This is a genomic window from Marinobacter sp. F3R08, assembly GCF_018860425.1.
In the GTDB taxonomy this organism is placed as follows: domain Bacteria; phylum Pseudomonadota; class Gammaproteobacteria; order Pseudomonadales; family Oleiphilaceae; genus Marinobacter.
In genome coordinates this window covers 51,639-64,780 of sequence record NZ_JAHKPI010000016.1, presented here as the reverse complement: position 1 = coordinate 64,780, position 13,142 = coordinate 51,639, and the positions used below count along the sequence as shown (strand labels likewise).

At 55.1% G+C, this 13,142-nt stretch carries 11 protein-coding genes; all 11 read right to left on the bottom strand.

The genetic code is table 11. The annotated features are described in order from the left end of the window. The 11 genes from KO499_RS11815 to pilB all read right to left on the bottom strand — a co-directional run bounded on the left by KO499_RS11815 (window position 1) and on the right by pilB (window position 13,012). Complete coding sequence (locus KO499_RS11815; RefSeq protein WP_215983964.1) at window positions 1-936, bottom strand: glucosaminidase domain-containing protein; 936 nt, start codon at window positions 934-936, stop codon at window positions 1-3. A gap of 76 nt (window positions 937-1,012) precedes the next feature. Then, on the bottom strand, window positions 1,013-3,199 hold the full coding sequence (locus tag KO499_RS11810; RefSeq protein ID WP_215983963.1) for a hypothetical protein: 2,187 nt from the start codon (window positions 3,197-3,199) through the stop codon (window positions 1,013-1,015). A 139-nt stretch (window positions 3,200-3,338) separates the two neighbouring features. Then, the gene (locus KO499_RS11805; RefSeq protein WP_215983962.1) at window positions 3,339-3,896 is read right to left on the bottom strand and encodes a YfaZ family outer membrane protein; all 558 of its coding nucleotides are present in this window, start codon (window positions 3,894-3,896) and stop codon (window positions 3,339-3,341) included. 112 nt (window positions 3,897-4,008) lie between these two features. Beyond that, window positions 4,009-4,197 carry a DNA gyrase inhibitor YacG gene (gene yacG, locus KO499_RS11800; protein ID WP_215983961.1) on the bottom strand — a complete coding sequence of 63 codons (189 nt, stop codon included), beginning with the start codon at window positions 4,195-4,197 and terminating at the stop codon, window positions 4,009-4,011. Window positions 4,198-4,245: 48 nt separating this feature from the next. After that, window positions 4,246-6,597, bottom strand: coding sequence for a response regulator (locus KO499_RS11795; protein ID WP_215983960.1), 2,352 nt, complete (start codon window positions 6,595-6,597; stop codon window positions 4,246-4,248). Window positions 6,598-6,640: 43 nt separating this feature from the next. Next, window positions 6,641-7,384, bottom strand: coding sequence for a tRNA (N6-threonylcarbamoyladenosine(37)-N6)-methyltransferase TrmO (tsaA, locus tag KO499_RS11790; protein WP_215983959.1), 744 nt, complete (start codon window positions 7,382-7,384; stop codon window positions 6,641-6,643). Between the two features lie 29 nt (window positions 7,385-7,413). Next, window positions 7,414-8,529, bottom strand: a complete 1,116-nt coding sequence (locus KO499_RS11785; RefSeq protein WP_215983958.1) for a hypothetical protein — start codon at window positions 8,527-8,529, stop codon at window positions 7,414-7,416. Further along, window positions 8,501-9,100: a dephospho-CoA kinase gene (gene coaE / locus KO499_RS11780; protein WP_215983957.1), complete on the bottom strand. Its 600-nt coding sequence runs from the start codon at window positions 9,098-9,100 to the stop codon at window positions 8,501-8,503. Before coaE ends, KO499_RS11785 begins: the two co-directional genes overlap by 29 nt. Window positions 9,101-9,103: 3 nt before the next feature. Further along, a complete protein-coding gene (locus tag KO499_RS11775; RefSeq protein ID WP_215983956.1) occupies window positions 9,104-9,979 on the bottom strand; it encodes a prepilin peptidase in 876 nt (291 codons plus the stop codon). 82 nt (window positions 9,980-10,061) lie between these two features. Next, complete coding sequence (locus KO499_RS11770; protein WP_215983955.1) at window positions 10,062-11,285, bottom strand: type II secretion system F family protein; 1,224 nt, start codon at window positions 11,283-11,285, stop codon at window positions 10,062-10,064. 2 nt (window positions 11,286-11,287) lie between these two features. Then, window positions 11,288-13,012, bottom strand: coding sequence for a type IV-A pilus assembly ATPase PilB (gene pilB / locus KO499_RS11765; RefSeq protein ID WP_215983954.1), 1,725 nt, complete (start codon window positions 13,010-13,012; stop codon window positions 11,288-11,290). Window positions 13,013-13,142 lie beyond the last annotated feature (130 nt).

The following is a 13,142-nucleotide window of genomic DNA, read 5'->3' as shown; positions in this document are numbered from 1 at the left end:
CTAACCTTCAGCCGGGTTGGTGTTCAGTGATGATTGGCGGGGCAATAAACCGGTTTCCGTTTCCGTGGAGGCTAGTTGCTCAAGGCTACCCGGTTTGAGGTTGCGAACCACGTTGCTGAAATCATCATCGTAGAATTCCAGGTTATTGTAGTGAATCATTGCCCGAATCTCTTTTATGTAGTCTTCGCCGCGCTCGGAATAGCCAAGCAGTCCCTGAGCCAGTTCCAGCCCGGATAATGGCGTATTGTTACGTCGATCCTGCAGCCGGATGTCGCGCAATAGCTGGTAGGTTGGATGCCGGTTCAGGTTCTCGATGTAGGCCTCGACCGAAAGGTACGGCGAGGAAAATGTCTCCACCTCGTGGCTGGCTCCATCTTTACGACTTTGAGGAACAAGGCCGCAACCCGCGGAAAAGCACCATTGACCAAACAGATTGTTGCCCTCAGTCGCGAACCGGGACGTGCCCCAGGCCGATTCGTTGGCAGCCTGGGCCAGGATAAGAGATGGTGGAACTACGTCCAGGCGTTTGCTCAAGAGAGCGAACTGCTGATCGCTGCCGGGCTCGGCATCTACTCTCAACCGCTCGGACTGCCAGGTCAGCCAGCTATGTTCCTGGCTGGTCAGGGTATCCTTATCTGCCAGACCCTTCAGGTAGTCGCGTTCAATCAGGATCCGCGAGTTGGCCAGAACGATTCGGGGATAGAGAAACGAAAAAAAGGCGGCTTTTTTCTCCGTGGTGTCCTGGAACCGTGAAAAATCCGGGAGCGCGTCATTGGCCCAGCTGGGTAACGGAGGCAGGGACGCGAGAGCGGTCCCGGTATCTGAATTCCCGGAACTGCGTTGGTCAACGCTTGCTTGTGGCGTATAAAAGCCGCCCCCGATAGCAAACGCAATCAAGGGAACCATCAACATGACGGCCCGTTTACCCGCAGACATAGAACCTCTCGCCAAAATAGATATAGCTGGAATTATAACAGGTTATACGAGAGCGTCTGCCCGTTGGGCTTTTAACCTATGGCTGGAGTGATGAGGGCGTGCGGGTGGCAATGACCAGACCGATCTGCTCCTCATTCCCTTGCGTTGACCGCAAGCGCAGGAAGAATTGGTCCTGGCTGGCGGTGTAAAAGCCCTCAAGAGTGAGGTTTCCTGCCGTGAATTGCACCTGACCGGCACCGAGCTGGCGATACGTCAGGGAAGTGTCTGGAGGGCTTTCCAGAGTTGGCGTTGTTACCGTGCCTTTGTCCACAAAGTGGGTGCTGGTCAGGGCGACGGACGACAGCGTTGCGGCGCTGGAGGAATCAATGGTCAGCAGTGCATTGTCAAAATGCCGGAGGCGGTTAGTGTCTGCTGTCAGGGCGAGTGCTACGCCCTGAAACCGAAACTGGCCGGTGACTGGTGCGCTGTTGGCGGTTTGCTCCGAGGCAATCAATATGCCGTCACCTAGCGGACTGTCTTCCAGATTGAATGCCATCAGGGTACCGTCAGGCGTGCTTGCACCTATGCCGATATCCGGTTGCGCCAAATCACTGGAAGCGGTGGTGATGTCGAGGTTCAGGCGGCCAATATCCAGGTCACCTTTGCTGAGTCGGGACGTCCGGTTGCTCAGAGTCCAGGATTCAGTTCTGGTGCCGGTAGCGGGCGTAGTCACAGTGCCTGAGTTGTTGCGCTGCACCGCGGTGTATGTCTGGGATTGACTAATCGTGCCCCCATCAATTTGCCACTGTCCCAGGCCCGTCTCAACCGTCAGGGGCGTTGTTTGCTCGCTGAAACGGGTTGCGAGGTACACTGTGTTGTAGTTTCGACCATTCAGAGTAGTGGATTCGAAGCCCTCCTTGCGGAGAAGATTTACCTCCAGAACGGACAGGTACTGATCTTCCAGTGTCGTCAGTCGCTGCAACTGGTCGCCTTCAGCCTCCAGTTCGATTGCTTTTCCGGCACTGAAGTAGCTACTGATCACTCTGTCCGGCCCTGTGGTTTCATCCAGAGGCGCGCTGGTAAGGGCATCCAGATAGTAGGGGTTGCGGGTCCAGCCAATGATTCGTGAACTGTCACGGCCGGTAATGCTTTGGAACAGGGCTCTCCCCGCCAGCAAGCGTGTGTCTTCCAGCAGAGTGGCGGCACCCGGTGATGAAGAGTGAGTGTTCCGCTCCCATTGGTCTGAACCACGAACAAAGAACTCATTGCCGGCTTGATGAATCAGGACTTCGCGATCGTAGGGGATATCATTAGCCAGGGAGGTGACCCGGATATCAAACGCATCGAAACTGGTCAAGGTTAGCGCCGGGTACACATAACCGGTGCCATTCTCATCTGTCAGCTGCTCTTCCTGTGCGGTGCGCACACCCCATTGTCCGGATCCGCTCAGGGTGGATTCCAGAAATGTCTGGCCTAACTCAATGCCGAGGAAGACCGTGTTGTAGTCTGCGGAACTGGCGCTGATCTTGCCGGAGGATGTTTCATCCAGCACGGCATAGCCGGCCATGGCGCTTACGTATCGGGAAAAATCAGCTCGACTCTCCAGTACATCCAGAGCTCCGCTCAGGCCCACATTGGAGGGGATGTCGATTTCAAAGTCGTGCACCTGATCGGCCAACGTCGACCACACATACTTGTTCAGGCATAACTCGCCATTGTTATCGGCGACGCAATCCATGATGGTCTGGAACTCGTCTGCTGTGTAACGACTGAGGGTATTGCGCACCAGGTATTCGGAGAAAGGGTTCACCTTTACATCACGATCGGCATCGGCAGCCAGTGCCCGCATGCGGGTGTTGCCATAGCTGGCATCGATGATCACGTCCGGACCCAGGGGCAGGCCGTTGGTGAATTCGATAATGGTGAAGCCTTCACTGTCGGTACGAATCGAAACTGGCGGCTCGCCCAGGTTTTGCAGGGCCGGATTGGTATAGTAAACGCTTACCCTGTCTGGCTGAACGATTCTGAGGTTGCGTCGGGTGGTTTCACCTTCGCTGGTGACTCCATCCGGCACTTCCATGGTTATCCGTACTTCGTTGCTGGCCAGACCGCCGGCATTGCTGGAATCGCCGGTACTGCCCGTGCTGAAGTCTTCCACAGGATTCTTGTTGCCAACGAAGTCATTCGGCTGGCTGCGAGCTCCTTCAATGGCATCTTCGCCGCTTCCGCATCCGGCGGTGATCAACAGGGTCGAGTAGAGCAGTAAACCGAACGTAAATCGCATGCCTGAGGATCCGTGCAAATATACAGGCAAACAGTCTAACAGCCGGGTTTTCAGGAAAGCGTGAGGGAAAGCACGAAAGAGTTATGCAAAGAGCGCGCAACGGGCCCCTGAGGTGGAGCCCGTTTCAGTAAATGCAGGATCAGAAGAAGATTTTCATGCCTGCCATAACGCCTTCATCGAGATTGACGTCTTGTGAGGAGTTCTCCAGGTCAGTGTTCAGATAGCGGTAGCCGACGAACACCTCGGCATTACGGATAACACGATAACTGGCGCGCAACTCCAGACTGGTCATATCATCGGAGTCGCCGAATGAAAGAATGCTGGGTGCGTAATGCAGACCACCGGTGAAGGAGAGCCCCGGAACATCCGGAATGTTGACGGTTGCAAAACCGCCCAGCCCCACAGCTCCGCCGTCCGCGCGATCTTGATCCCAGTAGATACCATGCATGCCGATGCCGGCCGTGGTTGGCAGGTTACCGATAGCTGTGCGGCCCTGGGCATGGAAATCCACGTTGAAAATATCGCGACCACCTTCGTGATAGGTGTAACCGGTGCCAAGCTGGATGTCGTTGTTGGTGTCGAAGAAGTTTACCTGACCCTTCACAGAGTCGTTGGTGAGGCTCAGGTCAACATCCCCTGCGAAGGCAGGCCCGACAGCCAATGAGAGAACCATCAGGGAAATCCGGGACGCTTTCATATGTGTGCACCTTCATGTAGTTACTGGCAGAATTGCCGATATGTTAACGATGCACCCGTGACCACTCAACTTAAATGCCAGTAAGTCCCCGTTAATTTATATTTTTTTACGATCAGTGCCGGGTAGTTTCGCCGCCCTGGTCCAGATCTTCTGGTGATGCGTTCTCTGCGGGCACCCGATATTCCTCGTTGGCCCACGCCCCCAGATCGATCAGTTTGCAGCGCTCGGAACAGAAAGGGCGCCAGGAGTTGGTCTCGGTCCATTCGACGGATTTCTTGCAGGTGGGACATTCAACGTTCATGGTTGCCTTCGGGTATTGGAAACGTGTCTTGATGTCTGAGCCATTGTTTCAGGAGGCAGCAGACGCCTGACAATATTGTTCCAGTACTGCCCGTAGCATTTCAATATTGACAGGCTTGGCAACGAAAGAATCCATTCCACATTGACGTGAACGTTCCTCGTCTTCTTCCATGGCGCTCGCGGTCAGGGCGACCACGGGGATGGGTGCCCGGTTGTGGGCTTTTTCCCATTCCCGGAGACGCCGTGTGGCTTCAAAACCATCTACGCGTGGCATAACACAATCCATGAATACCAGGTCGAACGGGTGCCATTGCCACAGACTCGCCGCGGCCTCGCCATCGTTGGCAGTCATGACGTCACAGCCCAGCTTTTCCAGCAGACGCTGGGTCAGGGTGCGGTTGACCGGGTTGTCTTCCACTAACAGGACCTTCATTCTGCCGCAGGGCAATTTCCTGCGCCGGGCAGTGTCAGTGACTGCCTGAAGAGAAAAACGGGTCAGGAAACGTCGTTCCTCTTTGACGGCATCGGAAAACAACTGATTGAGAATCGGAGTCAGACAGGACTCTCGCAGAGATTTGCTCAGGAAGGCATCGGCGCCGGCCTGACGGAAATGTTCGGCGTCGCCCCGCTGGGGATTGGACGACAGAATCAGTAAGCGCATATCTGACCAGAGCGGATTACTGCGAATCTGCCGGCAGAGCAAATCGCTGTCCATGTCCGGTACAAAACCATCCAGGATGATGGCGTCGAAGGGCTGTTGACCATCGAACGCTGTGCGCAGGGAAGTCAGTGCCTCGCCAGCAGACTTTACAGCCTCAATATGCACCTCGTGGCGCGACAGCATTTCCAGCGTAATTTTACGGGACAGTTCATAGGAATCGACTACCAGAATCCGGCGATCTTTCACCATCCGGGTATCCGGTCGAACCCTGGTTGCGCTCTGAGGTACCACAGGCAGGGTCAGTTCCATCCAGAAGGTCGAGCCCTCTCCGGGAAGGCTTTCCAGATCCATGGAACCATCCATCAGCCCCACCAGCTGTCGGCAAATTGTCAGGCCCAGGCCTGCTCCCGGTAACTGCCGCTGGAACTGTTGGCCCAGCTGCACATAGGGTTCGTAAACCAGAGGGACATCTTCCGGATTGATCCCGACGCCGGTATCTTCCACGGCAATCCGAAGGCGTGCCTTGTCGTCCCGGCGACCTAACACCTCAATACTGATCAGCACATGGCCTGAATCGGTAAATTTGATGGCGTTGGACGTGAGGTTCAGCAGGATCTGGCGAATTCGGACCGGGTCGCCCTTCAGGGCGCGGGGCAGGTTTTCGTCGATTCGAAGTTCCAGTGCCAGGCCCTTTTCCCGGGCTCTGGCGCCAAGCATGTGGACCAGATCATTAAGGGTCTCCCGAAGATCAAAGGGAATGTCATCCAGCACCAGCTTGCCCGCTTCCATGCTGGAGATGTCCAGCAGGTCATTGATAATGGCTGAAAGGCTCTCTGAGGCGCTCAGCAGGGTCTGAACATATTCTCGCTGTTCCTGATCCAGTGGTGTGTCCGTCAGCAGGTTTGCGTAGCCAAGCACGGATTGCAAGGGAATGCGCAGTTCATGGCTGACATTGGCGAGGAACCGGTTCTTGGCGTGGTTGGCTCGCACCGCTTGATCCCGTTCACCTTGAGACTGAAGGGTTGTCTGGCGCAACGAGCGGGTGTCTTCAAGGATCTGCAGGCGCATCTTGTTCAGGGCCTGCTCCAGCTCTGTGAGCTCATCCGGGGTTTTCGGGGCCTTACGTTTTAGTTGCAGAGGGTCTACCAGGGCATCCAGGTTAAGCCGGGTGGCGTAATCGGCCATGGTTTCCAGATGCCGGGAGAGCGTCAGGCGAACGATCAGAAGCAACCCTAAGGTACCCAGCATCACCACAATTGATTGAAACAGCAGGTTCAGCAGAGCCTGATTCCTGAGCTCTGCATAGATATGGTCGATAGACGAGGTAATGGTCAGCGTGCCGACGTTTTCGGGGCTGCGAGTGCTGGAACGGTCAAACACCAGCGGGAAGATCTGTGAAATCACCCGGCCTTCAGGGTAGGTGCCAGTGCTGAATGTTTCACCGGTGCTGGTCACTACGCGACCGTACTGGATGGCGGGCACCGCCTTCATATCATCCAGACTGTTGGCCACTTCGCTGAAATTCATCAGCCAGATATTGTTGCTTATGCTTCCGGAAACCAGCTCGGCGGTTCGTGTCTGCTCGTTCAGCAAATCGCTTTTACGGCGTTCAAACTCGCCAATCAACTGAACTCCGGTTGCCACCAGCGATAAAACAAGACTGAAAAGCAATACGTAGGCAAACAACCTCGCCGCTAATGGCCGTATTCCCAATCGCTTGAATAAACGCTTTGAAGGCAAGGCACATATTCCCTGTGTCGACTACAACATCTTCAGGTTCAGTCTAACAGACCGTCAGCACTTCGACACGCTGTCGTGACTGTTCATTTACGAACCGGAAGCGCACGTTGAGGTCGTATAAATGTGCGCCATAGATTCGCTCTTCATCTCGGCCTCGTCGAAACGAAGGGCGTGGATCGTAGCCAACAACATCTTCAATCAGAGGTCTCAGCTCAGGGTAGGAATCGGGCGAAAGCTGGTTGATCTGCGCCTCCGCTTCGGGCAAAAAAACGACATCCAGCCTTTCTGTTGGCGGAGAGTCTGCCCAGCCCAGGCTGGCATCGGGTACGGAATCGGCGAATGGCAGGTAGGGTTTGATGTCGAGGATGGGCGTACCCTCTATCAGGTCGTGATCGCTGATACGCAGGATGAGCTGCCTGTTTCTGCGAATCAGCCCCTCATTGCGAACTACGGACAACCCCAGGCTATTGGGGCGAAACGGAGAGCGGCTGGCAAATACCCCCATTTTCCGGTTTCCGCCCAGGCGGGGAGGGCGCACGACGGGCCTCCATTCGGCCCGTACGGCCTCGTGAAACTGAAACGTCAGCCAGAGGTGGCTCGCCGTCTCCAGCCCGCGAAAGGCATCTTCTCTGTCAAAGGGCGGTTGGATAGCCAGCTCGGCCCAGGCATGCCGGGTCAACCCTGGCTGACGAGGCACCCCGAATTTGTCCTGGAAGCAGGAGTGGGTGATGGCAATCGGCGTGAGAGACAGGGCCTCGGCCGCCGGTTTTGAGGGATGTCTTGGCATAACGCGTCAATATCTGGCCGTGCAAGAAGTTAAAGGCGATCGGTCCCAATAATACCGGAGAAAAACATTTCTACCCGGAAAACCACAGAGGCCCGGTCCTTGAAGCTTTCCTCACGTGGGAATTCCAGTGCCGGAATAAGCTCTGCGTAGAGCCAATTACTGTGCAGCCGGTAGCGAAAGGTGAGATCCGCGAACGCCGAGGTCGGGCGCCATGAGGGTTGGCTCTCACCCAGCAGGCCAAGGCGCGGTGTGACAATCAGTCGGTTGTCTATGCGTTTGCGCACGCTGAAGATTTGCGCCGCTTCAAACTTGCTGTCCCGATGAACCCAGTTAAGTTCCGACGACGAGCGGAAGTGCCAGTCATTGCCGACTGGGCGGCCTACGCCAACCCAGGTTCGCTCCCCCCAGCCGTCCCGGTGAAAATAGTAAAACCGCTGCTGGATATTCAGAATCCACTTGTCGTCGAGTTGCCAGCGTTTCTCGGCTGTCGCCCGCCAGAACGCGTCCGGAGGAAGTCGTAGACGCACACCCACATCATTGGAGAAATTGATGGCATCGCCAATCTGGGTCAGATAGCGCAGGGCGCCTGTAGCTTGTGTATCGGTACGATCCGGCTCGGTCAGTTGGCGGTCCCGCTGGCGCTCTCCCAGGGGGATCAGCTCGTCACTTTCACTTTCGATAACCAGACGCAGCTTACGTTTCGTTGTTGGAACGTCCAGGCGGAACCGGGCCTCCGGCTCAAACTGCGCCGGGTCCCCATACTCAGACTCTGTCGCAAAACCGATGCGCAGATAGCTTTCATTGTTGGGGAGACTCTGGGCACTCCTGGACAGTGTCCGGTCTGCCCATTGGCCAACAGACTGGACCGTCTGCCCGTGCAGACGCTCCTGCCGGAGCACCCAGTTGCTGAAGTCCATCCAGTAGGAATCCCGGGGTTCGTCCCAGTATTCATCCGGCTCGAATGTGTAGAACTCCAGAGGCAACTGTGTGGGTGACAGAATCTCGGCCACGGATCGCTCGCGAACCTCAAACACCGGCTCAACACTATAGCCCGGGGGCGAGAACGTCAGAGAGAATGCCGCCGCAACTCCAGCGATACGGTAGCGCAAACAACAATCAACCAAATTCCAGCAACAACCTTTCATGCAGTTTCCGCACCTGACGCGTTACATCATCCACAGGGCGATCATTATCAATCACCTCATCCGCCTGCGCCAGCCGATCTTTACGGGACATCTGAGCCCCGATAATCCGTTCAACCTGCTCCCGGGAGTTGGTATCCCTGGCCATCGTGCGTTCCAACTGAACCTCTCTTGGCACATCGATTACCACAATACGGTCTACCAGTTTGTGCTGATCGGTCTCGAGGAGCAGAGGGGAGACCAGAAGCGCATAGGGTAACTGGCCGTTCTCCGGGTTTAATTGCCGAATCAATTCGTCACGAATAACAGGATGCAAAAGTGATTCCAGCCAAGCCCGCTCTTCCGGCTGCTGAAAGACGATGTCGCGAAGCCTGGCCCGATCCAGAGCCCCTCCGGACGTGAGAATTTCGTCGCCAAAATGTTCCGCAATCCGCACAAGTGCCGGTGTCCCGGGCTCAACAACCTCCCGGGCAACATCGTCGGCGTCCACCCAGTGCACACCGAGGTCACCGAACATACGCGCCACCGTGGATTTCCCGGAACCAATCCCGCCGGTCAGGCCTACAATATTCATGAATCAGGCTCCCAGGAAACCGTACCAGAAGGCCTGAATCTCACTACCGAACCACAAACAAAGCAGCCCCGCCGTTGCCAGGTAAGGACCGAATGGAATCGGCACCTCCCGTCCGTGCTGCTTGAATACCATCAGGCTGATACCGACCACGGCGCCCACCAATGAAGACAGCAGAATGACCGCCGGCAACAACTGCCACCCCAGCCAGGCACCAAGTGCCGCGAGCAATTTAAAATCACCATGGCCCATGCCTTCCTTGCCTGTTACTAACTTGAACAGCCAATAAACAGACCACAGAGACAGATAACCGGCCACTGCGCCCCAGAAAGCACTGTTAAAGTCGGTGAGTATGCCGAAATAGTTCAACACGAGGCCAAGCCACATCAGGGGCAAAGTCATACTGTCTGGCAGCAGTTGGGTGTCAAAATCAATCACGGTCAGGGCAACCAGAGCCCAAACCAACAGCAGAGCCCAGAGCGCAGATTCGTTGTGTCCGATAACCGCAATGGTCACCACTGAAAAAATCGCAGTAACGGCCTCGATAATCGGATAGCGGGGCGAGATAGGGGCTTTGCAGGAAGCGCATTTGCCACGAAGTATCAGCCAGCTTACCACCGGAATGTTTTCCCAGGCCCGTATCTTATGGCCGCAGGAAGGGCAGGTGGAGGCTGGTTTGGAGAGGGTAACCCGCTCCTCCTGCTTGCATTGTGCATCGGGCAGTTCCAGGAATTCCTCGCACTGGCAACGCCAGTCCTGATGCATCATTTTGGGCAAACGAAGAATTACAACGTTCAGGAAGCTTCCGATACAGAGCGAAACCAGTGCCGTAATGAGGTACAGAAGCCAGGGCGTAGCAAGAAGGGAGTCCAGAGTTAGCATCAATTATCCGGGGAGCAGCAGAACTAAATCGGGGTCAGAAGAGTTGATCCTTCTGACCCCACTTTATGAGGGTGGGTCCGGTTTAGCCGACAACCTGACCCATCTGGAAGATGGGCAGGTACATGGCAATGATCAAGCCACCAACCAGAATGCCAAGGACCGACATGATCATGGGTTCCATGAGCGCGGTCAGGTTGTCGACCATATCATCAACCACCCCTTCGTAATGTATGGCCACTTTCTCGAGCATGTCGTCCAGATTACCGGATTCTTCGCCGATTGCCGTCAACTGTATGGCCATGACCGGAAACACTTCCTGCTGGCGCATGCTTGCCTGCAGTTGAGTACCGCTGGATACGTCATTCTTGATGTTGTTAATGGCATCCCGGTAAACCGCGTTGCCGGTTGCCCCTGCCACGGAATCCAGGGCATCAACCAATGGAACACCGGCGGCAAAAGTGGTGGAAAGCACCCGGCCAAACTTGGCAACAGCCGACTTGTCCAGAATCTCCCCGACAATTGGTAGCTTGAGGACGTATTTGTCCACTGCATCTGAGAAAACCCTTGATCGTCGCTTCGCTTCCTTGAAAATGTAGAGAAAGCCGAAAATTCCCATCAGTACAACAAACCACCACGTCTGGAGCCACTCAGATATATTGATGACAAACTGGGTGAAAACGGGGAGGTCTGCACCGAAGCCACTGAACAGCTCCTCAAACTGGGGCACCACTTTAATCAGCAGAATGGCTGAAACTATGATTGCAACTACAACTACCGCAATTGGGTAGGTCATTGCTTTCTTGACCTTCTTCTTCAGTAGCTCGGTTTTTTCCAGATAGAGCGCAATCCGGCTCAGCATATGCTCCAGCGCACCGGCTTTCTCGCCCGATTCAACGAGGTTGCAGTACAGGTCATTAAAGTGCTTCGGGTGTCGGCGAAGGGCAGCGGCGAAGGTAGTACCCGATGCAATATCATTGCGAATCGTAACCACCAGCTCTTGAAGGGTCTTGTTGTCCATCCCGTCGGCGACAATATCGAAACTCTGCACCAGAGGCACACCGGCCTTCATCATGGTCGCCAGTTGGCGGGTCAGAAGGGCGATGTCAAACGGGCTGATCTTCTTTTTACCCGCGCCAAAAAGAGGCTTGGGCTTCTTTTTGACCTTGTCAGGAATAATACCCTGTTTGCGTAGCTGTGCCTTGACCAGAGCCATGTTCGAGCCAGTAAGCTCGCCCTTGGACTTGTTGCCCTTCCGGTCTTTCCCTTCCCAAATGTACGATTCCAGCTTCTGTGCTTTCTCAGCCATGCTTAATCCTTCGTCACGCGGTTGGCTTCCTCAAGGCTGGTTACGCCTTCGATGACTTTGCGAAGCGCGGACTGTCGCAAATTACGGAAACCTTCAACTTGAGCCTGTTTTGCAATTTTGATGGAGCTGGCTTCTTCCATAATCATGTTCGCCAGCTCATCGGTGATCTTGACCACCTCGTAAATACCAACGCGGCCCTTGTATCCCATAGTGCATTTATCACAGCCCTTGGGGCGGTACAACGTAAAGCCTGTATCAATTTGTTCTTGTGTGAACCCTTCCGCCAAAAGTACGTCTTCGGGAATCGAGGCCGGTTGTTTACAGCTGCTGCAAAGCCGGCGCCCCAATCGCTGTGCAATAATCAGGCTCACAGACGTGGCAATATTGAAGGCAGGCACGCCCATGTTCATCATTCGGGTGAGTGTTTCCGCTGCGCTGTTCGTGTGCAGCGTAGAAAGTACCAGGTGACCGGTTTGCGCCGCTTTTATGGCAATATTTGCGGTTTCAAGGTCCCGGATCTCACCCACCATGATGACATCAGGGTCCTGACGCAGGAAGGCCCTGAGCGCCTCGGCGAAACCAAGCCCGACCTTGGCGTTAACGTTGACCTGGTTTATGCCCTCAAGGTTTATCTCGGCCGGGTCTTCTGCTGTGGAAATGTTGATACCCGGCGTGTTGAGTATGTTCAGGCCCGTGTACAGAGAAACGGTTTTACCCGACCCCGTTGGCCCCGTAACAAGAATCATGCCCTGAGGTTGTTCGAGGGCATCGAGGAATAGCTGCTTCTGGTCTTCTTCGTAGCCCAGAACATCGATGCCAAGCTTGGCCTGGCTCGGGTCCAGGATACGCAGAACAATCTTTTCTCCCCACAGCGTGGGCAGCGTGTTCACCCGGAAATCGATCGCCTTGGTTCTGGAGAGCTTCATTTTGATGCGGCCATCCTGAGGCACCCGGCGCTCGGAGATGTCCAGCTGGGCCATGATCTTGACCCGGGCTGAGATCTTTGGCGCCAGTTTGATCGACGGGCGAGAAACCTCCTTCAGGATGCCGTCCGTACGGTAGCGAACACGATAGGCTTTTTCGTAGGGCTCGAAATGAATGTCTGACGCTCCGCCACGAATGGCGTCCAGGAGCATCTTGTTCACGTATTTTACGATCGGTGCATCATCAACATCGGTACCCGGGGGTGCGCCGTCTTCCGAATCCTCGCTGCCATCACCGCCTTCGGTTTCCACGTCACCCAGGTCGGCATCTTCGAGGTCGCCCATGGTGGTATCTTGCGATTCAAGATATTTTTCTATGGCTGCCCGCAGCTTGGCATCGTCAACCAGAACGGCGTCTGTGCTTAGCCCGGTATTGAATTTGATCTCATCCAGGGCCTGGAGGTTGGTGGGGTCCGATACAGCAATAAACAGCCGGTTTCCGCGTTTATACAGAGGCAGGGCGTTGTGTTTCCGGATCAGTTTCTCATCGACGGATTTCTCGGGCATCATCTCTGGCGCGAACGCAGCAAGGTCCAGAACTGACACGCCAAATTCCATCGCCGCTGAAAAGGCGAGCTTCGAACTATCCGCCAGACTGTTCTGAGTAAGATAGGTGATCAACGGAATTCGGTTTTTTGAAGCCTGCAAAAAGGCATCTTTTGCAGTGGCTTCGTCAAGGAGCCCGTCATCTACGAAGCGCCTCGCCAGGCCAGTTAGAGTGACATTGCTTCTATCGGTAGACATAGATAATTGTGCTTCTGTTGCAAGACATAAATGAAGTGAAAACCACAGTCTAAGTAATTGAAACCGGGGTTTTGTCAATTCCAGTGAGTTTAGATGCATGGCCTCATTTTGGAAAGCGCCTGTGCCTCAC

Coding starts and splice junctions, on each gene's coding strand:
- KO499_RS11815 (WP_215983964.1), bottom strand. CDS start 936: ATGTCTGCGGGTAAACGGGCCGTCATGTTGATGGTTCCCTTGATTGCG.
- KO499_RS11810 (WP_215983963.1), bottom strand. CDS start 3,199: ATGCGATTTACGTTCGGTTTACTGCTCTACTCGACCCTGTTGATCACC.
- KO499_RS11805 (WP_215983962.1), bottom strand. CDS start 3,896: ATGAAAGCGTCCCGGATTTCCCTGATGGTTCTCTCATTGGCTGTCGGG.
- yacG (WP_215983961.1), bottom strand. CDS start 4,197: ATGAACGTTGAATGTCCCACCTGCAAGAAATCCGTCGAATGGACCGAG.
- tsaA (WP_215983959.1), bottom strand. CDS start 7,384: ATGCCAAGACATCCCTCAAAACCGGCGGCCGAGGCCCTGTCTCTCACG.
- KO499_RS11785 (WP_215983958.1), bottom strand. CDS start 8,529: ATGAAAGGTTGTTGCTGGAATTTGGTTGATTGTTGTTTGCGCTACCGT.
- coaE (WP_215983957.1), bottom strand. CDS start 9,100: ATGAATATTGTAGGCCTGACCGGCGGGATTGGTTCCGGGAAATCCACG.
- KO499_RS11775 (WP_215983956.1), bottom strand. CDS start 9,979: ATGCTAACTCTGGACTCCCTTCTTGCTACGCCCTGGCTTCTGTACCTC.
- KO499_RS11770 (WP_215983955.1), bottom strand. CDS start 11,285: ATGGCTGAGAAAGCACAGAAGCTGGAATCGTACATTTGGGAAGGGAAA.
- pilB (WP_215983954.1), bottom strand. CDS start 13,012: ATGTCTACCGATAGAAGCAATGTCACTCTAACTGGCCTGGCGAGGCGC.